This window comes from Streptomyces sp. NPDC059866 (assembly GCF_042731325.1).
Lineage (GTDB): Bacteria > Actinomycetota > Actinomycetes > Streptomycetales > Streptomycetaceae > Streptomyces > Streptomyces flavusporus.
The window spans coordinates 90,001-108,332 of record NZ_JBHWJT010000013.1; the positions used below are offsets into that span (position 1 = coordinate 90,001).

The following is an 18,332-nucleotide window of genomic DNA, read 5'->3' on the forward strand; positions in this document are numbered from 1 at the left end:
ACGGCTCGTCGTCGGCCGGGGCCCAAGTGATCGTGGAGCCTGTTGGCTCGCATGATCTGACATGTGACCGGTGTGGATGGTTGCACGTCGTACGAAAATTTTGTGGGAGAAATTCTGAGGCTCTGTGAACGCTCAGTCGAACCACCGGTCCCGCGCCAGCTCCGCCGTCCGTGACGGGTCCTCCAGCAGCGCCGCCACCTCGAAGCGCCGCGGCCACTGGCCCGCCGCCCAGGCCAGACCGGCGGCGACACCCTCCAGCGTGGCGGCGTGCAGTACGCCGTCGGAGGTGACCCGCCAGTCGATCTCCACACCGTCGACGACGAGTTCCTCGTGCTCGACGTACGTGCCGGGCGTCCGCGGGCCCAGCAGCACCCGCACCGGCTCCGGCACCTCGTGCTCGGTGCCCTCGGAGTCCACCTCACCGGTGACGGACTCGCTCAGCCGCCGCACCTGGAACAGCTCCGCCAGCTCGGCGGCCCGGGCCGGCGGCACCGGCAGCAGGGGCACACCCTCGGTGAACGGCAGCAGGTCCGGCGAGTCGACGACCACCGCGTCGGCCGCGTCCACGACCTCGACCCGTCCGTCGACGACCGCCCGCAGCTCGTCCGGCAGGGTCACCTGGTCCGGGTCCAGCTCGGCCAACGCGCCGTACAGTCCGTGCAGTTGGGCGCCGGTGACCGGCCGCTCGGGGTCGGCGAGCCGCTCCAGCAGCTCGGCGGCGCCGCCCGGCTCGTCCAGGAGGGCCGCCACCGACGTCCGTACGCCGAGCGCCCGCAGCACCTGCTCGTCGTCGAAGCCGGTGGCGTCGGCCTCGTCGTACAGGCCGCGCAGCAGCGGATCCCCACCGGCGGCGAGCAGCCCGGCGGGGCGGCGTCCGTCGAGCACCGGGTGCCCGCGCAGCCACCACGCCGTGTAGGGCCGTACGACCTCATGGGTGCCGTCGGGCAGCAGGATGCGCACCGGCTGGACGAGCGCGTCGCGCAAGGGGGGTTTCGACAGCAGAGAAAGAGCCTGTGACCACTTGTCGTCGTCCACGAGATCCAGATCCCGTACGGCGATGAGTTCCGTCGCCACCGGCGGCACCGGCGAGTCCGGGAAGCGGTCGAGGATGTCCTCGCACCAGACGTCCACGGCGTCCAGCAGACCGGGGTCGTCGGGCTCGGCGAAGTCCCCTTCGCGGGGCTCGAGTTCGTCGGGATCGAGGACGACGTCGGTGGCGCGGACCAGCGCGAAGTCGGCGAGGACGCCACAGGCGGCGAGCGGCTGCTCGCCGAAGCGCTCGGCCAGCTCGGCGTCGACGAAGGCGAGTTCACCCTCACGCATGACCTGGGAGAAGGGGCTGCCGGGGAAGACGAGTTCGCCTGCCGGGGCCAGTTCCCCTTCCTCGTCCGGGAGGGCGAGGGCGCCCAGCCAGGGCTCGTCACCGGGTTCGAGCCCGGCGTCCCGCACGAGCGCGAGGACGGTGTCCGCCAGCTCCTCGGCGTCGGGGGCGTCCTCCTCCCACAGGGCGCCGCCCTCGTCGTCGAGGGAGACGGCGACGGCGGCGCGCACCTGCGGGGTGGTGAGCACGGCACGCGGGGTCGCGGGCAGGGCGCCGAGCTTCTCCAGGAGCGGGTGCGCGGCGTCCGGGTGGGCGACCTTGAGGCCGAGCCGGGCGAGGACCTCGGGGTCGATGCGGGCGGCGTCCGGGGTGGGCAGGAGGACCTGCCGGGGCCCGATCGTCGTGCGCCGGTCGGCCAGCGGCACGGGAAGCCCGGTGAGCCGGTCCGGATCCACTCCCGCCAGGCTGTCGTACAGCCGCCGCCACCAGCCGGGCTCCTTCTCCAGGCCGGCCAGCCGGTCGACGGCGTCGCTCAGCCGGACCCGGGCGACCCCGAGCGTGCGCAGTTCGACCCGCCGTTCCAGCCCGGCGGGCAGCAGCGTGGGCAGCACCTCGGCGAGGACCCGTACGGTGTCGGCGCCGGCGCCCTCGACGACCTCGGCGTCGCGCGGCCGGAGGGACTCGGGCAGCTCGTCGGAGCCGTCGCCGGAGGGCGGAACGGCCGGCGGCAGGAAGGACGTCCGCGGCAGCCGCTCGAGAATCGCCTGCCGCAGCGCCCCGTCCAGCTCGCCCTTCCCCAGCGGGCCGGGCACGAGGTCGATGATCGCCTCGGTCACCGGCCGCCATTCGGCGAGGAGTTCGGCGTACGCGTCCGCCGCGCGCTGCACGACGAAGTCGGTCAGCGGGCCGGGCGCGGCGTGCCGGCGGGTGGTGTCCAGCGGGAACGACGCGATGAGCAGGGCGGGCACGCCGAGGGGCTCGTCGCTGGGGGTGGGGGCGTGCACGACGGGGCTGGTGCGGGGCCGGACGGGGGTGCCGTGGGCGGCGTCGATGGGCACGGCCCAGGTGACGGACCAGTGGGGGCGCAGCCGCTCCTCGACGGGGCGGCCGGCGAGCAGATCGGGCGTGAGGGGGCCGTGGGCGGAGGAGGTGCGCCAGTGGGTGACGCCGTCGCGGGAGTCCTCCACGACCGTGAAGGCGCCGTCGGTGCTGCGGCGCACGGCGCGGGGGGCGTCGCCGTCGATCTCGACGACGACCTCTTCCAGTCCCGGCAGGGTGAGCAGCAGGGAGTCGTCGACGGCGCGCAGCAGCCGCTCGGCGAGATCGGCGGCGGCGGTGTCGCGCAGCGGCAGGATGACGACGGTGTCGTACGGATCGGGCGCGGTGCCCTCGGCGGCGAACGGCAGCCGCAGCAGGGGCACGTGCCCGTCCCGCCGGCGGATCTCGTCACCCAGGCCCGGGCTGTGCCGGGCGGTGTCGGCGGCGAGGTCACGGGCCTCGGCCAGGGACCAGCGGACACCGCCGTGCCGGCCGACGACGGCGGGCTCGTCGGTGACGGCCAGTACGGCGGCGAAACCGACGCCGAAGCGGCCGATGGACGGCGTGTCCCGCTTGGCGGAGGCGCGGAGCGTGGCCAGCGACTCGACGCCGGCGGCGTCCAGGGGGGCGCCGGTGTTGGCGGCGAAGAGGACGCCGTCGCGGAGGGTGAGCCGGAGCCGGCCGGGCACGCCGGCGCGGGCGGCGGCGTCGGCGGCGTTCTGCGCCAGCTCCACGACGAGCCGGTCCCGATAGCCGCCGAGGACGAGATCCTCCTCGGCGTTCGCGTCCTCACGGAACCGCGCCGGGCTGGTCGCCCAGGCATCCAGCACTCCGCGCCGCAGACGAGCCGTCCCGAAGGGGTCCGCACCTTCGGCGGCAGGCCGCACGAACTTGCTCACGTTCACTCTCCTCATCGCCGTGAGGAGAAGGTATCGCGCGGGAGCGACGACCGTGACGTCACGATCTCGGCCGGCCCCGGAGTCGGGACGCTACGAATGCCCCAGCTCGGCCGCCGACTCGTCGGGCACCTCCGGAACCGACCCGGAATCCCGCGCCGGCCGCAGCGGGAACGGATCCACCCGCGTCTCGTCGATCACCGGCGGAGTCGGCTGCGGCGGCTTCGGCATCACCGCGGCCTCGGAGTGCCCACCGCACCCGTACGCCAGCGACACCACCCGGCCGTCGGCCGGTGAGAACTCGTTCGCACAGACCCCGAAGGCCTGCCCCAGCGACCCTCCGATCGGCACCAGGAAGCCGCAGCTCGCGCAGGACGCCGGCGCGGCCTGCGCCATCGGCGTCTTCGGGCCGAAGCCCTCCTCCCAGCGGTCGGCGGCCACATGCAGCCCGTACCGGGACAGCACCCGGGCGCGGCGCATGCCCAGCTCCTCGGCGACCGCCGCGATCGAGCCGCGCGTGGGTGCCGTCGGGAGGGCAGCCGGCGGGCCCGCCGTGACCTCGGCGTCCTCGGCCTCCACCAGTTCCGCCATGTCATGGGACACCGCGGAGTTCGGCGGCGGCTCCTCCTCGCCGGTGAAGCCCGGCTCCAGCCGCAGATCCTCGGCGTCCGTGGGAAGCAGGTCGCCGGGCCCCATGTCGCCGGGGCGCAGCCGCTCGCTCCACGGCACCCACTCCGGCGCCAGCAGCGCGTCCGGGCCGGGCAGCAGGACGACCTCGTCCAGCGTGACGATCTTCGCGCGGGACGCCCTGGCCACCGTCACGGCCCAGCGCCAGCCGCGGTACCCGAGCTCCTTGCACTCGAAGAAGTGCGTGACAACGCGGTCGCCCTCGGAGGCCGTGCCGACGTGCTCCCCGACGACCCCGGGCGCGGCAGCCTCCTCGGCTGCGGCGCGGGCGAGGTCGACGGCCTCGGCGCACAGGCGGTCGGGGGTGCGGCTTCGCGTGGTCGCTGCGCTCACAGGTATCGCTTCTCTCCTACGCCGTCTCTCGGGTGCGGTGCCCTGAGGCGTCGGGGCGGACGGAGCGGACCTGGGGACCGCGTCGACGTCCGCGCGCCATCGCGCTCGGGCGCACCTGTCACCATCCATTCTGCGGGATGGCCGAGATATGCACGCTACCTGTTGTCCGGCGCTGGGCCTACACCGGCGGGAGTCTTCGCTGCTTCCCGGCGGTCTTTCCGGCCCGCCCACCGGACGCGGCGACCTGTGAAGTGCACGCCCATACGCGCCGTAACCACACTACGGACGCCGCTCTCGGGGCACTATGACGGGGTGGCAAGCGGCATCAAGGGCAGCAGCGGACGCAGCGGAACGGGCCGGACGCGTGGCTCACTCCGTTCGCTCGGCCGTGCCCTGCACTTCCCGCTGACGGGTACGGCCCGCGGTATCCGCAAGGCGACCCACGCGCACGGCGCCGGTGAGTCGGGGCTCGGCAAGCTGATCGAGCTGCACGGCGTGAACGGCGCGGGCGATGTCATGATCACCGTGGCGCTGGCCTCCACCGTCTTCTTCTCGGTGCCGACCGACGAGGCCCGCGGGCGCGTCGCGCTCTACCTCGCGATCACCATGGCGCCGTTCACCCTGCTCGCGCCGGTGATCGGCCCGCTGCTCGACCGGCTCCCGCACGGCCGCCGCGCGGCGATGGCGGGCGCGATGCTGGCCCGGGCGCTGCTCGCGCTGGTGCTGTCCGGGGCCGTCATCACCGGCGGTATCGAGTTGTATCCGGCGGCGCTCGGCGTGCTCGTCGCGTCGAAGGCGTACGGGGTGGTCAGAAGCGCCGTGGTGCCCCGGCTGCTGCCGCCCCGGTTCTCCCTGGTGAAGGCCAACTCCCGGGTCACCCTCGGCGGGCTGCTGGCGACCGGTGTGGCGGCGCCGGTCGGGGCGGGGCTCCAGGCGATCGGGCCGCGCTGGCCGCTGTACGGCGCATTCGTGATCTTCATGGCCGGAATGTTCCTGTCGTTCACCCTGCCGCCGAAGGTGGACTCGGCCAAGGGCGAGGACACCGCGCTGCTCGCCGCGGACGCGGACCATCTGCACGGACCGCACCTGCGGCCGGTCAAGCGGCCGGGGCTCAGGACGGTCGGGACGGCGGTCACCCACGCGCTCGGCGTCAACGCGGCGGTCCGCTGCCTCGCCGGGTTCCTGATCTTCTTCCTGGCCTTCCTGCTGCGCGAGCACCCCATGACCGGGCAGAGCGCGGCGGTGTCGCTGGGCATGGTGGCGGTCGCGGCGGGCGTGGGCAACGCGCTGGGTACGGCGGTGGGGGCGGCCCTGCGGGCACGGGCGCCGGAGCTGATCATCGTGACCGTCGTGGCGGTCGAGCTGGGCGTGGCGATCACGGCGGCGGTGTTCTTCGGCGCGTTCCTGGTGGCGTGCCTGGCGGCGGTCGCCGGGTTCGCCCAGGCACTGGCCAAGCTGTCCCTGGACGCGCTGATCCAGCGGGACGTACCGGAGCTGGTGCGGACGTCGGCGTTCGCCCGCTCGGAGACCCTGCTGCAGATGTCGTGGGTGATCGGCGGCGCGATCGGCATAGCACTGCCCCTGAACGGCACCCTCGGCCTCGTCGTGGCCGCCTGCATCGTCGCCGCCGGCTGGCTGACGACCGTCCGCGGCCTGCTCGGCTCGGCGCGGCGCGGGGGTGCGGCCCGGGCGCGGGTGGTGTAGGGGTGGGCGTGGCGGGTGGTGCAGGGGGTGGGCGAGTGGCGTAACGCACGGCATGGCCTGTACCCCACGTGGGGAGCGGGTCGCGCGTGACCGATAGCCTTCGGACATGACCACGATGCAATCCGTTGTGCGACGCCGCCGCGCCGTCGCCGCCGCCGGCGCCGTTTCCGCCGGACTGCTCGTCCTGTCGGCCTGCGACAAGCCGTCGCCGATGTCGACGATCACCGTCGGTTCGAGCTCGGTCAGTTCGGAGGCCACCTGCTACCACGAGGGTGACGCTCTCACGGCCGAAGAGCGGTCCGGGTGCCTGAAGGAGGAGGACATCAAGTCCATCTCCGTCGATCCGGCCGAGACCGTGCGCTTCGGTGTCGACCCCGAGATCGCCGACCAGGGCTGGACGATCCTGATGAACGGCCAGCCGCTCGTCGAATCCAGCAAGAAGACGTACCAGACGATCCCCGGCAGCGTGTTCTTCAACGCCCAGTACGGCGCCCAGGGCAACTCCACGCTGGTCTCGATCATGGGCGGCGAACAGCAGGCCCCCACCGGCCTGTGGAACTTCAGGCTGAAGAAGGACGCCTGACCCTCGCCGCAGTGTCCCCCGCAGGCATCCTCGTAGCCACCGCCGTCCCCGCCGAACGGGACGCGGTGGCACGTGCGTTCCCCGGCCCGGTCACGGACGTGGCACTCCCCGGAGCCGTCCTGCACCGGCCCCCCGCCGGCCCCGACCTCCTCGCCGCCGGCGTCGGCCCCGCCCTCGCCGCCGCCTCCACCGCGGCCGCGCTCACCGCCGCAGCCCTGGCCGGCACCCCGTACGCCCTGGTCGTCTCGGCCGGGATCGCCGGCGGCTTCGCACCCGAAGCTCCCGTCGGCTCGCTCGTCGTCGCCGACGAGATCACCGCGGCCGACCTGGGGGCCGAGACCGCCGACGGCTTTCTGCCGGTCACGGAGCTGGGCTTCGGCACCGTCACCCACCGTCCGCCGCACACCCTCGTACAGGCCGCCGCCGACGCCACCGGAGCCCGCGTCGGCCCGGTCCTCACCGTGTCGACGGTGACCGGCACCGCGGCCCGTGCCACCGCCCTGCGCGCCCGCCACCCGCGCGCCCTCGCCGAGGCCATGGAGGGCTTCGGCGTCGCCGAGGCCGCCGCCGCGCACGGCACACCCGTCCTGGAGCTGCGCGCGGTGTCCAACCCGGTCGGCCCGCGCGACCGCGCCGCCTGGCGGATCGGCGAGGCTCTGGCGGCGCTCACCGAGGGGTTCGGGAAGCTCGCGCCCGTACTGGAGAGTTGGAAGCAACCATGAGCCCTGACATGCGTTCGCTGCAGATCGCGTACTCCCCCTGCCCCAACGACACCTTCGTCTTCGACGCCCTCGCCCACGGCCGCGTGCCCGGCGCTCCCGCGCTCGACGTGACCTTCGCGGACATCGACATCACCAACGGCATGGCCGAGCGCGGCGAGTCGGACGTGCTGAAGGTGTCGTACGCGGTGCTGCCGTACGTCCTCGGCGAGTACGCGCTGCTGCCGTGCGGCGGGGCGCTGGGGCGGGGGTGCGGTCCGCTGGTGCTGACGCGGGAGCCGGGCGTCGATCTGGCGGGCCGTACGGTCGCGGTGCCCAGCGAGAGGTCGACGGCGTATCTGCTGTTCCGGCTGTGGGCGGCCGACACGCTGTCCGGTGGGGTGGGCGAGATCGTGGTCATGCCCTTCCACGAGATCATGCCCGCCGTGCGGGACGGGAAGGTCGACGCGGGACTGGTGATCCACGAGGCGCGGTTCACGTACCAGAACTACGGGCTGCACAAGCTCGCGGACATGGGCGAGCACTGGGAGAACACCACCGGGCTGCCCATCCCGCTGGGCGCGATCATCGCCAAGCGGTCACTGGGGGCGGACACGCTGACGCTGCTCGCCGAGTCCGTCCGTGCCTCTGTACGGGCGGCCTGGGACGACCCCGAGGTGTCCCGTCCGTACGTCATGGAGCACGCCCAGGAGATGGACCCGGACGTCGCCGACCAGCACATCGGGCTGTACGTCAACGAGTTCACCGCCGACCTCGGCGAGGACGGCTACGCGGCCGTACGCGGACTGCTCACACGCGCGGCGGCCGAGGGGCTGGTGCCGCCCCTCGGGCCGGAAGCGCTGGATTTCCCCTAGTCGGGGGCTTGTGTCGGGATTTACACGTCGAGCTGGTCGGCGACCGCTCGGAGCAGGCCGGCGATCTTCTTGCCGGAGGCCTTGTCGGGGTAGCGACCCTTTTCGAGCATCGGGGTGATGTTCTCCAGGAGGGTCGTCAGATCCTGGACGATGGAGGCCAGCTCGTCCGGCTTCTTGCGCTGTGCGGCCGCGACCGACGGGGTCGGGTCCAGGATGGTGACCGAGAGGGCCTGGTCGCCGCGCTGTCCGGCGACCACCCCGAACTCCACGCGCTGACCTGGCTTGAGCGTCTCGACTCCGGCGGGGAGAACGGAGGAATGGACGAAGACGTCACCGCCGTCGTCGCGGGAGAGAAAGCCGAAGCCCTTCTCACTGTTGAACCACTTGACCTTGCCGGTAGGCACGTCTGTCCTCGTCCTCGTACTCGTCGGAAAACTGCTTCTGAAACGGCTCTTGATAGCACTCGGGCGGGTCGTCCGTGACCCGCCGGTACCAAGGCTAATGGTCTTCAGGCCGGTGACAAGACGTCGCCCGGTTGTTCCTTCGCGCTGGGAACTACCCTGGTCGGGTGCGTGACAAAACCCAACCGAATTCCGCCGCGCCCGGTGACCGACTGATCCGTGCCGGTGCCGTCGTCTTCGTCATCGGGGCCGTGGCCACTCTCGTCACGGTGGCCCCGCTGTTCCTCGGGACGACGCCTTTTCCGACCTACATGTTCGTATTGAGCATGCTCATGGGGGTCGGCTTCCTCATCGCCGGGGCGGGGGTGTTCCAGGCGATCGCGGCGGGGCGGCGTCAGGCGCGCGGTGCGTCGGCCGCTTCCGGTGCGGCTTCGAGATAGGCCGAAAGCCACTCCGGGAACTCGCCGAGGCCGGCGAGGACGACGTCCGCGCCCGCGGCGTGCAGTTCGTCGGCGTCGCACGGGCCGGTCGCCACGGTCACCGACAGCGCGCCGGCCGCGCGGGCGCCGCGTATGTCGCCGGTGTGGTCGCCGACGTACACGCTCGCGGCGTGCTCGCGCAGTGCCTCCGCCTTGGCCTCCGCCCACAGGTTGCCGATCACCGCGTCGGGCTCGATGCCGAGGTGGGTGAGGTGCAGCTTGGCGTTGGGCTCGTACTTGGCGGTGACGACGACCGCGCGTCCGCCGGCCGCCCGGACGGCCTCTATCGCCTCGTGGGCGCCGGGCAGGGCGGGCGTGGCGGCGATGGCGATCGTCGGGTACATCGCGCGGTAGACGTCGGCCACGGCGGGCACGTCCGCGGCCGGGAACCAGTTGCGCAGTTCCTCCTCCAGCGGCGGCCCCAGGCGGGTGATCGCCAGGTCGGCGTCGATGTACGTTCCGGTCCGCTCGGCCAGTGCCAGGTAGCAGGCGTGGATGCCGGGGCGGGAGTCTATGAGCGTCATGTCGAGGTCGAAGCCGACGGTGGGCGGGCGCGAAATCATATGGGCCATTGTGCGGGGTGCCTCCGGCGGTTGGGCAGGGGGGTTTGTGCCGGTGGGCGGGGCGTGCGCCTTGAGCCGGTGGGCGGGGCGTGCGCCTTGAGCCGGTGGGCGGGGCGTGCGCCTTGGGCCGGTGGGCGGGGGGGGTCGGGGCGGCGTGGCGAGTCCGCCGCGGGTTGCGCCCCTCCGCTTGCTGCCACAGTGGGCCGAGTGGGGACCAGCTAAGCGGCGGACTGCGCCACACCGCCCCGACCCGCTTCCGTGGTACGGCGGCTTTCCCGTCGTCCGGCTAACGGTCCTTCTGGGAGCGCCATACCAGGAACAGGGCCGATGCCAGAGCCGCGCCTCGTAGGACCCAGGGCCAGGTTTCGGCGAGGGCGTCGTTCATGTGGCCCTCGGGGACGGGGGTGCCCCAGCGGCCGTCGGTTCTGCCCCAGAGCCAGACGAAACCGGCGGTGACCGCCAGGGCGGGCAGGCCCATGACCGCCCATTTCACTTCTGCACGGGTCAGGCGGCGCGAGGCGTAGGCGATGAGCCAGCCGAAGGCGAGGGCGAGCAGGTTGCCGAGTACCGCGCCGGCGACCAGGAGGGCGGCGGCGAGGAGCAGCAGGGGGTTGCTCCAGGTGCCGGGGGACGGGAGCAGGCGGCGGCGGGGGGCGGGTTCGTCCGCGTCCGGGTCCGGGTCCGGTGGGTGCTCGACCGTCGGCTCGGGCGCCTTCGGCGGTGGCTTCAGCAGCTCCGGGATCTCCACTCCGCCCACGAAGCCGGGCACGCTGTCGCCGACGCCGAACGGGCTGTTGTCCACCCGCCACCAGTCGGGCTGCGTCGCGCTGTCGCCGAGTTCGTGCTCGCCGGCGCGGTGGGGCGGGGACGGGGCGTCGGAGGGTGCCGGTGCGGGGGGTTCGGCGGGGCGGGGGCGGGGCAGCATGCTGCGCTTCGGTTTCTGGTCCCGTTGTGCAGGTACGGCCGTCGGCGGTGGCTCCGGGCGGGTGCCGGCGTCACCTGCGGCGGCGACCACCTCGTCGGGGCTGCCGAGGCGGTCGATGATGCGGCGCACGGCGGCGGGGCTGTCGACGACGGCCTTGGCGCGGCGCCGGTCGATCTCGTCGCGCAGCTGCGAGACCAGGCGCATCCGGGTGGCGGAGGACAGCTGCCGCTGCTGAGCCACGTCACCGACGCGGCTCAGATACTCGTAGACGACCTTGTCGCTCTCGATCCCCACGCTGTCCCCTCCGGGGCGGGTGTGCCGGATTCCCCGTGGGACGACGGTAGCGCAGGCCACCACCCGCTACCGTGGAGCGGATGAGCAGCGATGAGAAGCCGGTGGCCCCGCGGTCCCTCGCGGAGGCGCTGCGCGCGCGGGACGACGCCTCTCTGGCCGTGCTGCTGCGCAGCCGGCCCGATCTCATCACGCCCGTGCCGACGGACCTCACCCAGCTTGCGACCCGGGCCGGCACCCGTGCCTCGGTCGTGCGCGCCCTGGAGCGGCTCGACCGGTTCGCGCTGCAGACGGCTCAGGCGCTGGCGGTGGCGGCGGATCCGGCGACGTACGAGGAACTGCTCGGGCTCATGGCCGGGGACGAGGGCGATCCGCTCGTCGCCGCCGCGCTGCCGCGCGCCCTCGGCACGCTGCGCGAGCAGGCCCTGGTGTGGGGCGACGACGAACGGCTGCGGCTGGTGCGCACGGCTCGGGAGCTGCTCGCGCCGTCGCCGCAGCATCCGTCGCCGACCGGGCTCGGTCCGACGGTCCAGGAGGCGTCGGCGGGCATGTCTCCGGGACGTGTCCAGGAACTCGTGACGGCCGTGGGGCTGCCTTCCACGCACGACTCCGTCTCCGCGGTGGCCGCCCTCACCGCCCTGTTCACCGACCGGGCGCGGATGGCGGCGCTGCTCGTCGGCGCCCCGGCCGAGTCGCTGGAGGTGCTGGAGCGGCTGGTGTGGGGGCCGCCGTACGGCCAGGTCACCGCCACTCCGGCACCCCGACTGCGCTGGCTGCTCGACCGCGGGCTGCTGCTGCCGACGGCGCCCGGCACGGTCGTACTCCCCCGGGAGGTCGCCCTGCACATGCGCGGCGGCCGCGCGCACCGCCTGCCGGAGCCCGTGCCACCGCCCGTGGAGGTGGCGGCCACGCACCGTCCACAGGTTGTGGACGCCACGGCGGCCGGGCAGGCCTACACCGCGCTGGCCACCGTCGAGGAGCTGCTGAAGGACTGGGACGAGGGCGGGCCCGCGGTGCTGCGCGCGGGCGGGCTCAGTGTGCGCGACCTGAAGCGGACCGCCGTCGCGCTGGACGTGTCCGAGCCGGTCGCCGCGTTCTGGGTCGAGCTCGCCTACGCGGCGGGCCTGGTGGCCTCGGACGGCGAGGCCGACGAGCGGTACGCGGCGACTCCGGCGTACGACGAGTGGCTGGAGCAGCCGGCCGCCCAGCGCTGGACCCGGCTGGCGGAGGCGTGGCTCGCCGCGACCCGGACGGCGGGACTGGTCGGCGGGCGGGACGCCAAGGAGCGGACGCTGGCGGCGCTGGGACCGGGCCTCGACCGCTCCGCGGCGCCGGAGGTACGGCACCGGGTGCTGAGCCTGCTGGCGGGACTGCCGGAGGGGGCCGCGCCGACGGCGGAGTCGGTGCAGGCGCGGCTGTGGTGGGAGCGGCCGTTGCGGGGGCGGCAGGACGGCGGGGGGCGGGATGCCGCGCGTGATTCCCTCCAGGGCGGGGTGACGGACTCCGCGCGTGATCCCTACCGGGACGGCGGGACGGGCGGGCGCGATGCCGGGCGGGCCGCCGGGCAGGGCGGCATGCGCGACGACGATCTGCGGGCCCGGCTCGCCCAGTGGGCCCTGGCCGAAGCCGAGCTGCTCGGTGTGACCGGGCGGGGAGCGCTGTCCGCGCACGGGCGGGCGCTTCTCGGGGCGGGTGCCGCCGCGCACCTGGCGGACGAGGAGCCGGAAGGCCCCGGTGACAAGCTTCCCGTCCACCATCGCCCGCCCACTGCCCCGGAGCCCCTGTCGCCCGGCGAGCAGGCCGTCGCCTCCGCCACGGCCGCCCGGCTGCTCGCCCCGCTGCTGCCCGAACCGCTGGACCAGGTCCTGCTCCAGGCCGACCTCACCGCGGTCGCGCCGGGACCGTTGCAGCGGCCGCTGGCCGACATGCTGGACGTGCTCGCCGACGTGGAGTCGAAGGGCGGCGCGACCGTCTACCGCTTCACGCCCGCCTCCGTACGCCGCGCCCTGGACGCCGGCCGCAGCGCCTCCGACCTGCACGCCTTCCTCGCGGAACACTCCCGTACGCCGGTGCCGCAGCCGCTCGCCTACCTGATCGACGACGTGGCCCGCCGGCACGGCCGACTGCGCGTCGGCGCAGCCTCGGCGTATGTGCGCTGCGACGACGACGCCCTGCTGGGCGAGATCCTCGCCGACAAGCGGACCGCCGGCCTGCGGCTGCGCCGCCTCGCGCCGACCGTGCTGGCCGCGCAGGCCGACCCGGCGGCGCTGCTGGAAGGGCTGCGCGCGATGGGCTTCGCGCCCGCCGCCGAGTCCGCCGAGGGCGACGTACTGATCACGCGGGCGCACGCCCACCGCACCCCGCCGCGCACCGCACCCGAGCCGGTGCCGGACGGCCCGCCCGCCCCCGACGCGACGCTGCTGACGGCCGCGATCCGGGCCATCCGGGCGGGCGACCTGGCCTCCACCGCCCCACGCAAGCCCGCCGGCACGGCCCCGGTGACCGGCGGTGAGCTGCCGCGGACCAGCTCCGCCGACACCCTGGCCACCATGCAGGCCGCCGTCCTGACCGGCCAGGCCCTGTGGATCGGGTACGTCAACGCCGAGGGCACCGCCAGCCAGCGGGTGATCGCGCCGGTACGGGTGGAGGGCGGTTTCGTGACGGCGTACGACCACACCGCGGACGAGGTCCGCACCTATCCGCTGCACCGGATCACCGGGGTCGCTGAGCTGGCCGACGACCAGATGTGAGCACCCGTCACCCACACGGGCGTACGCCCGCGTTCATGCACGCCACGCCGGACACTTCCCACCCATGAGGGAGCTTGCAGGTCACGGCGCATTCCGCTGCGGGCCGCCGGGCAGCCACCGGATGTCCTGATCAAGCCCGAGCCGCCCGGCAGGGGGCTCGGGCGAACACAGCTGAAAGGAAATCCCACCCATGCGTGCTGCCCGTCGTTTCGCCGCCGTCCTGGCCGCCACGGCCCTGATGCTCGGCGCCTTCACCACCCAGGCCGCGGCCGTCGGCATCGATGTCGCCGGCCTTGTCATCGAGACGCCGCCCGTCTGACGCGCCCGGCGCTCCATCGGGCCGGTCCCGGCACCCCCGGGTCCGGCCCTCCCCTCGACCTCCTGTGAAAGGCCCAGACGTCCCATGCGCTCCAAGCTCACCGTCCGCGCCCACTCCGCCGTCGCCGTCTCCGCCGCCGCGCTGGTGACCGCCGCCGCCCTCGTCGCCGCGCTCGCGCCCGAGGCCTCGGCGGTCCCGGCCGCGCCGCTGCCGCTCCCGGCCGCCGGGGCCGGAGGCGAGCCCCTCCTCGCCAACATCGACGGGCACATCTTCGCTCAACCGCTGGTCAACAACCTCACCCTGCCCACTCCGAAGTAGCCCGGCGCATCCGGTAGCTCTCCCCTTCGAGCCGCACGATCTCGGCGTGGTGGGCCAGCCGGTCCACCATCGCCGGGGCGGCCGGGCCGCCGAACACCTCGTCCCACCTGTCGAGCGGGCGGTCGCTGGTCACGATCAGCGACCCCCGTTCGTAGCGGTGGGCGACCAGTTGGAAGAAGAGGCGGGAGGTGGCCGCGTCGAGGGGGACGTACCCGACCTCGTCGACGATCAGCAGCGGGCAGTCGTCGAGTGCGGTGAGCTCCTCGGTGAGCCGGCCCGCCGACTGCGCCCCGGCCAGCCGCGCGGCCCAGCCGGCGGCCGTGTCGAACAGCACCCGGCGGCCGGCCTGACAGGCGCGCACCCCGAGTCCGACGGCCAGGTGCGTCTTGCCGATGCCGGGCGGCCCCACGAACACCACGTTGCCGTGCGCCGCGACGAAGTCCAGCTTGCCGAGCCTTGCCACGGTCTCCCGGTCGAAGGCCCGGGGGTGTTCCGCGTCGAACTCCTCCAGCGCCTTCCGGGCCGGGAAACCGGCGGCCCGGATCCGCTCCTCGGCTCCCGTCTCGGCGGGGGGCGGCCCGGCCTGGGCCGGGATCGGCACCGCCGCCGAGGGCCGCGCGGGTTCGGGGTCGTCGGCCCGGTGGTCCCGGTGGTCCCGGTGGTGGGCGCGTTCGGCGTGCGCGGCCATCGGCCCCGACATGTACGCCAGGATCGCCGCCGACACGATGAACGCCATGTGGATCACCGTGCCCCACAGCAGGGAGTGCCGGGCGGTGTGGTGCACATCCACGAACATCTGCAGCAGATGGACCGAGGAGATGCCCACGATGGCGGTGGCCAGCTTCACCTTCAGCACGTTGGAGTTGACGTGCGAGAGCCATTCCGGCTGGTCACGGTGGCCCTGGAGGCCGATGCGGGAGACGAACGTCTCGTAGCCGCCGACGATCACCATGATCAGCAGGTTGGCGATCATGACGACGTCGACCAGCTTGAGCACGGCGAGCATGACGTAGGTCTCGGTCGCCTGCCCGGTGATGCACCGGAGGATTAAGGCCCACAGCTCGTTGAAGAACTTGTAGACGTACACCCCCTGCGCGGCCACGAGGCCGAAGTACAGCGGGGCCTGCAGCCAGCGGGTGGCGAACAGGGCGTAGCCGAGGGTGGTGGTGGGCGGGGACGGATCACGCGTGATGGCCTGCACGGTCGGCCATTCTTCGCAGCCGGAGCCGTACAGGTGAAACCGTTCCACCCCCAGGAATGAATAGACATCCTGTACGACGGGACGTGCGCACCTTCGTGACCAGGAGCCGACCAGGAGCCGACCAGGAACCGATCAGGAATCGATCAGGCACACTGGACGTTTGGCCGTACCGTCCGGCCGTACGGAAAGGGTGCCCGCGTGAATGGTCCGCTGATCGTCCAGTCCGACAAAACTCTGCTCCTGGAAGTCGACCACGAGCGTGCCGACGACTGCCGTCGGGCCATCGCGCCGTTCGCGGAGCTGGAGCGGGCGCCCGAGCACATCCACACCTACCGGGTGACGCCGCTCGGCCTGTGGAACGCGCGCGCGGCGGGGCATGACGCGGAGCAGGTCGTGGACGCGCTGGTGCAGTACAGCCGCTACCCGGTGCCGCACGCGCTGCTGGTGGACATCGCCGAGACGATGGACCGCTACGGGCGGCTGACGCTGAGCAAGCACCCGGCGCACGGGCTGGTGCTGACCACCACCGACCGACCGGTCCTCGAAGAGATCCTGCGCTCCAAGCGCGTCGCACCGCTCGTCGGCACCCGGATCGACCCCGACACCGTGGCCGTGCACCCCTCCGAGCGGGGGCAGATCAAGCAGGTGCTGCTGAAGCTGGGCTGGCCCGCCGAGGACCTCGCCGGGTACGTCGACGGCGAGGCGCACCCGATCGAGCTGCACGAGGACGGCTGGGCGCTGCGCCCCTACCAGAAGCAGGCGGTGGAGAACTTCTGGCACGGCGGCTCCGGCGTGGTGGTGCTGCCCTGCGGCGCCGGCAAGACGCTGGTGGGCGCGGGCTCGATGGCGCAGGCGAAGTCGACGACGCTCATCCTCGTCACGAACACGGTCTCGGCCCGGCAGTGGAAGCACGAGCTGGTCAAGCGCACCTCGCTGACCGAGGACGAGATCGGGGAGTACAGCGGCACGAAGAAGGAGATCCGCCCGGTCACCATCGCCACGTACCAGGTGCTGACGACCAGGCGGAAGGGCGTCTACCCGCACCTGGAGCTGTTCGACTCCCGTGACTGGGGCCTGATCCTCTACGACGAGGTGCACCTGCTGCCGGCGCCGGTCTTCAAGTTCACGGCGGACCTCCAGGCGCGGCGGCGGCTGGGCCTGACGGCGACGCTGGTGCGGGAGGACGGGCGCGAGTCGGACGTGTTCTCGCTGATCGGGCCCAAGCGGTTCGACGCGCCGTGGAAGGAGATCGAGGCGCAGGGCTACATCGCGCCCGCGGACTGCGTCGAGGTCCGCGTCAACCTCACGGACGCCGAGCGGCTGGCGTACGCCACCGCCGAGACGGAGGAGAAGTACCGCTTCTGTGCGACGACCGACACCAAGCGCAAGGTGACGGAGGCGATCGTCCGCCGGTTCGCCGGGCAGCAGATCCTCGTCATCGGGCAGTACATCGACCAGCTGGACGAGCTGGGGGAACATCTGGGTGCCCCGGTGATCAAGGGCGAGACGTCCAACGCCCAGCGGGAGAAGCTGTTCGACGCGTTCCGGGAGGGCGAGATCAGCGTGCTGGTGGTGTCCAAGGTCGCCAACTTCTCCATCGACCTGCCGGAGGCCACGGTCGCCATCCAGGTGTCGGGCACTTTCGGCTCGCGCCAGGAGGAGGCGCAGCGCCTGGGCCGCGTCCTGCGCCCGAAGGCCGACGGGCACCAGGCGCACTTCTACTCGGTCGTGGCCCGGGACACGATCGACCAGGACTTCGCCGCCCACCGCCAGCGGTTCCTGGCGGAGCAGGGATATGCGTACCGGATCGTGGACGCGGACGAGATCCTCGCGGAGAGCTGAGCGGCACGTGTCGTAGCGCGGCGGGCGCGAGGTGCTCCTGCTGCCGGAGGAGGGCTGACGCGAGCACGGCCAGCCCCAGCAGCGGGTAGGGCGAGGCCAACGGCTGTTGCCACCACGGGAGTCGGAGGTCCAGGTCGCCCTCGTGGGGCAGCAGCCACATCGTGCGGGCCGTGAAGAGCAGGGCCGTGAGCGCGGCCAGGCGGGTGCGGCCCTCGGCCAGGAGCACGGCGATCAGCGGCACGCACCACACCCAGTGGTGGGACCAGCTGACCGGGGAGACGAGCAGCGCGGTGACGGCCGTGACGACGATGCCCCTCCGGTCGTCACCGGCCCGGCACGCGAGCCACAGCCCGGTGGCGGCGAGCAGCAGCGCCGGGAGCATCCAGGCCGGGCCCGGTGACGGCTCGCCGAGCGTACGGGCGAGCAGGCCCTGCAGGGACTGGTTGTCGACGATCCAGGGCTTGCCCACGCGGTCGGTCTCGTAGAGGCGGTGGAGCCAGAAGTCCGCGCCCGCCGAGGGGAGGACGAGAAGGCCGAGCAGGACCGTGGCGGTGAGGGCGGCGGTCGCGGTGAGCGCCTCGCGGGTGCGGCGGGTGAGGAAGAGATACGCGATGAAGACGGCCGGGGTGAGCTTGATCCCGGCCGCGATGCCCACGGCCACGCCCTTGCCGGGGGCGCCGGGCGGGCGGGTGAGGTCCCACAGGACCAGGCAGGCGAGCAGCAGGTTGATCTGGCCGAAGAGGAGGGTCTGGAAGACCGGTTCGAGCCAGAGTGCCAGGGCTGTGCCCGCGCACAGGGCCGGAAGGCGCAGGGGCCGCCCCGCCAGCCGGGCGGAGAGGTGGACGAGGCAGGCGACGAGCAGGGTGTTGGCTGCGAGGAACGCCGCCTTGAGGGCCGTGACCGGAATCCAGGCCGTCGGGACGAACAGGAGCGCCGCGAAGGGCGGGTAGGTGGCGGGCAGCTGCCACTCGGTGACCCTGAAGCCGTACAGATCGCTGCCGCGCAGGACCGCCTCGCCCTGGGCCCGGTAGACCAGCGCGTCCGCCATCGGCAGGCCCTGTACGGCGCACAGGGCGACGAAGGCCCCCAGGGAAACGGCCAGGAGGAG

The 18,332-nt window shown here is 73.4% G+C and carries 15 protein-coding genes and 1 pseudogene; 9 read left to right on the plus strand and 7 right to left on the minus strand.

Translation table 11 applies throughout. The annotated features are described in order from the left end of the window. Positions 1 to 132: 132 nt before the first annotated feature. Entirely contained in the window at positions 133 to 3,258 is a 3,126-nt protein-coding gene (locus ACFV7R_RS21130; RefSeq protein WP_385265519.1) for a sacsin N-terminal ATP-binding-like domain-containing protein, read from the minus strand. A 90-nt stretch (positions 3,259 to 3,348) separates the two neighbouring features. After that, positions 3,349 to 4,275 carry a DUF3027 domain-containing protein gene (locus ACFV7R_RS21135; RefSeq protein ID WP_385265521.1) on the minus strand — a complete coding sequence of 309 codons (927 nt, stop codon included), beginning with the start codon at positions 4,273 to 4,275 and terminating at the stop codon, positions 3,349 to 3,351. A gap of 312 nt (positions 4,276 to 4,587) precedes the next feature. On the opposite strand from ACFV7R_RS21135, the gene ACFV7R_RS21140 reads away from it, so the two are divergent. The 4 genes from ACFV7R_RS21140 (at position 4,588) to ACFV7R_RS21155 (ending at position 8,135) form a co-directional block, all read left to right on the plus strand. Further along, positions 4,588 to 5,979: an MFS transporter gene (locus tag ACFV7R_RS21140; protein WP_385265523.1), complete on the plus strand. Its 1,392-nt coding sequence runs from the start codon at positions 4,588 to 4,590 to the stop codon at positions 5,977 to 5,979. A gap of 106 nt (positions 5,980 to 6,085) precedes the next feature. Further along, positions 6,086 to 6,562 carry a DUF2771 domain-containing protein gene (locus ACFV7R_RS21145; protein ID WP_385265525.1) on the plus strand — a complete coding sequence of 159 codons (477 nt, stop codon included), beginning with the start codon at positions 6,086 to 6,088 and terminating at the stop codon, positions 6,560 to 6,562. 11 nt (positions 6,563 to 6,573) lie between these two features. After that, on the plus strand, positions 6,574 to 7,284 hold the full coding sequence (locus tag ACFV7R_RS21150) for a futalosine hydrolase (protein ID WP_385265527.1): 711 nt from the start codon (positions 6,574 to 6,576) through the stop codon (positions 7,282 to 7,284). Continuing rightward, positions 7,281 to 8,135, plus strand: coding sequence for a 1,4-dihydroxy-6-naphthoate synthase (locus tag ACFV7R_RS21155; RefSeq protein WP_385265529.1), 855 nt, complete (start codon positions 7,281 to 7,283; stop codon positions 8,133 to 8,135). The genes ACFV7R_RS21150 and ACFV7R_RS21155 overlap by 4 nt, the downstream gene beginning before the upstream one ends. Positions 8,136 to 8,155: 20 nt before the next feature. Here the strand turns inward: ACFV7R_RS21155 and ACFV7R_RS21160 are convergent, their stop codons facing one another. Then, positions 8,156 to 8,539: a cold-shock protein gene (locus tag ACFV7R_RS21160; RefSeq protein ID WP_186284442.1), complete on the minus strand. Its 384-nt coding sequence runs from the start codon at positions 8,537 to 8,539 to the stop codon at positions 8,156 to 8,158. 164 nt (positions 8,540 to 8,703) lie between these two features. Between ACFV7R_RS21160 and ACFV7R_RS21165 the strand changes: the two genes are divergently transcribed. Next, a complete protein-coding gene (locus tag ACFV7R_RS21165) occupies positions 8,704 to 8,976 on the plus strand; it encodes a hypothetical protein (protein WP_385265531.1) in 273 nt (90 codons plus the stop codon). Here ACFV7R_RS21165 and ACFV7R_RS21170 read toward each other — a convergent pair. Both ACFV7R_RS21170 and ACFV7R_RS21175 read right to left on the minus strand, forming a co-directional pair. Then, the gene (locus ACFV7R_RS21170; RefSeq protein WP_385265533.1) at positions 8,931 to 9,578 is read right to left on the minus strand and encodes an HAD family hydrolase; all 648 of its coding nucleotides are present in this window, start codon (positions 9,576 to 9,578) and stop codon (positions 8,931 to 8,933) included. The two genes, ACFV7R_RS21165 and ACFV7R_RS21170, sit on opposite strands and share 46 nt — an antisense overlap. A gap of 286 nt (positions 9,579 to 9,864) precedes the next feature. Further along, entirely contained in the window at positions 9,865 to 10,797 is a 933-nt protein-coding gene (locus tag ACFV7R_RS21175) for a hypothetical protein (protein ID WP_385265536.1), read from the minus strand. An 80-nt stretch (positions 10,798 to 10,877) separates the two neighbouring features. Here ACFV7R_RS21175 and ACFV7R_RS21180 point away from each other — a divergent pair, with 80 nt between their 5' ends. The 3 genes from ACFV7R_RS21180 (at position 10,878) to ACFV7R_RS21190 (ending at position 14,181) form a co-directional block, all read left to right on the plus strand. Continuing rightward, complete coding sequence (locus ACFV7R_RS21180) at positions 10,878 to 13,544, plus strand: helicase-associated domain-containing protein (protein ID WP_385265539.1); 2,667 nt, start codon at positions 10,878 to 10,880, stop codon at positions 13,542 to 13,544. A 190-nt stretch (positions 13,545 to 13,734) separates the two neighbouring features. Next, on the plus strand, positions 13,735 to 13,863 hold the full coding sequence (locus ACFV7R_RS21185) for a hypothetical protein (protein WP_276322820.1): 129 nt from the start codon (positions 13,735 to 13,737) through the stop codon (positions 13,861 to 13,863). An 84-nt stretch (positions 13,864 to 13,947) separates the two neighbouring features. Next, positions 13,948 to 14,181, plus strand: coding sequence for a hypothetical protein (locus ACFV7R_RS21190; RefSeq protein WP_385265541.1), 234 nt, complete (start codon positions 13,948 to 13,950; stop codon positions 14,179 to 14,181). Here ACFV7R_RS21190 and istB read toward each other — a convergent pair. Continuing rightward, positions 14,159 to 15,382 carry an IS21-like element helper ATPase IstB gene (gene istB / locus ACFV7R_RS21195; RefSeq protein WP_385265851.1) on the minus strand — a complete coding sequence of 408 codons (1,224 nt, stop codon included), beginning with the start codon at positions 15,380 to 15,382 and terminating at the stop codon, positions 14,159 to 14,161. The genes ACFV7R_RS21190 and istB overlap by 23 nt on opposite strands. Before the next feature lie 198 nt (positions 15,383 to 15,580). On the opposite strand from istB, the gene ACFV7R_RS21200 reads away from it, so the two are divergent. After that, positions 15,581 to 17,224 (plus strand): DNA repair helicase XPB, encoded by a 1,644-nt coding sequence (locus tag ACFV7R_RS21200; protein WP_385265544.1) that lies wholly within the window; start codon positions 15,581 to 15,583, stop codon positions 17,222 to 17,224. On the opposite strand, the pseudogene ACFV7R_RS21205 reads toward ACFV7R_RS21200, so the two are convergent. Further along, positions 17,196 to 18,272 (minus strand): annotated as a pseudogene (locus ACFV7R_RS21205) (glycosyltransferase 87 family protein); the annotation flags it as partial. The gene ACFV7R_RS21200 and the pseudogene ACFV7R_RS21205 sit on opposite strands and share 29 nt — an antisense overlap. Positions 18,273 to 18,332: the final 60 nt, after the last annotated feature.

Bases quoted from the DNA above. Each gene is read 5' to 3' on its own strand.
- ACFV7R_RS21145 (WP_385265525.1), top strand. From the start codon at position 6,086: ATGACCACGATGCAATCCGTTGTGCGACGCCGCCGCGCCGTCGCCGCC.
- ACFV7R_RS21155 (WP_385265529.1), top strand. From the start codon at position 7,281: ATGAGCCCTGACATGCGTTCGCTGCAGATCGCGTACTCCCCCTGCCCC.
- ACFV7R_RS21170 (WP_385265533.1), bottom strand. From the start codon at position 9,578: ATGATTTCGCGCCCGCCCACCGTCGGCTTCGACCTCGACATGACGCTC.
- ACFV7R_RS21180 (WP_385265539.1), top strand. From the start codon at position 10,878: ATGAGCAGCGATGAGAAGCCGGTGGCCCCGCGGTCCCTCGCGGAGGCG.
- ACFV7R_RS21185 (WP_276322820.1), top strand. From the start codon at position 13,735: ATGCGTGCTGCCCGTCGTTTCGCCGCCGTCCTGGCCGCCACGGCCCTG.
- ACFV7R_RS21190 (WP_385265541.1), top strand. From the start codon at position 13,948: ATGCGCTCCAAGCTCACCGTCCGCGCCCACTCCGCCGTCGCCGTCTCC.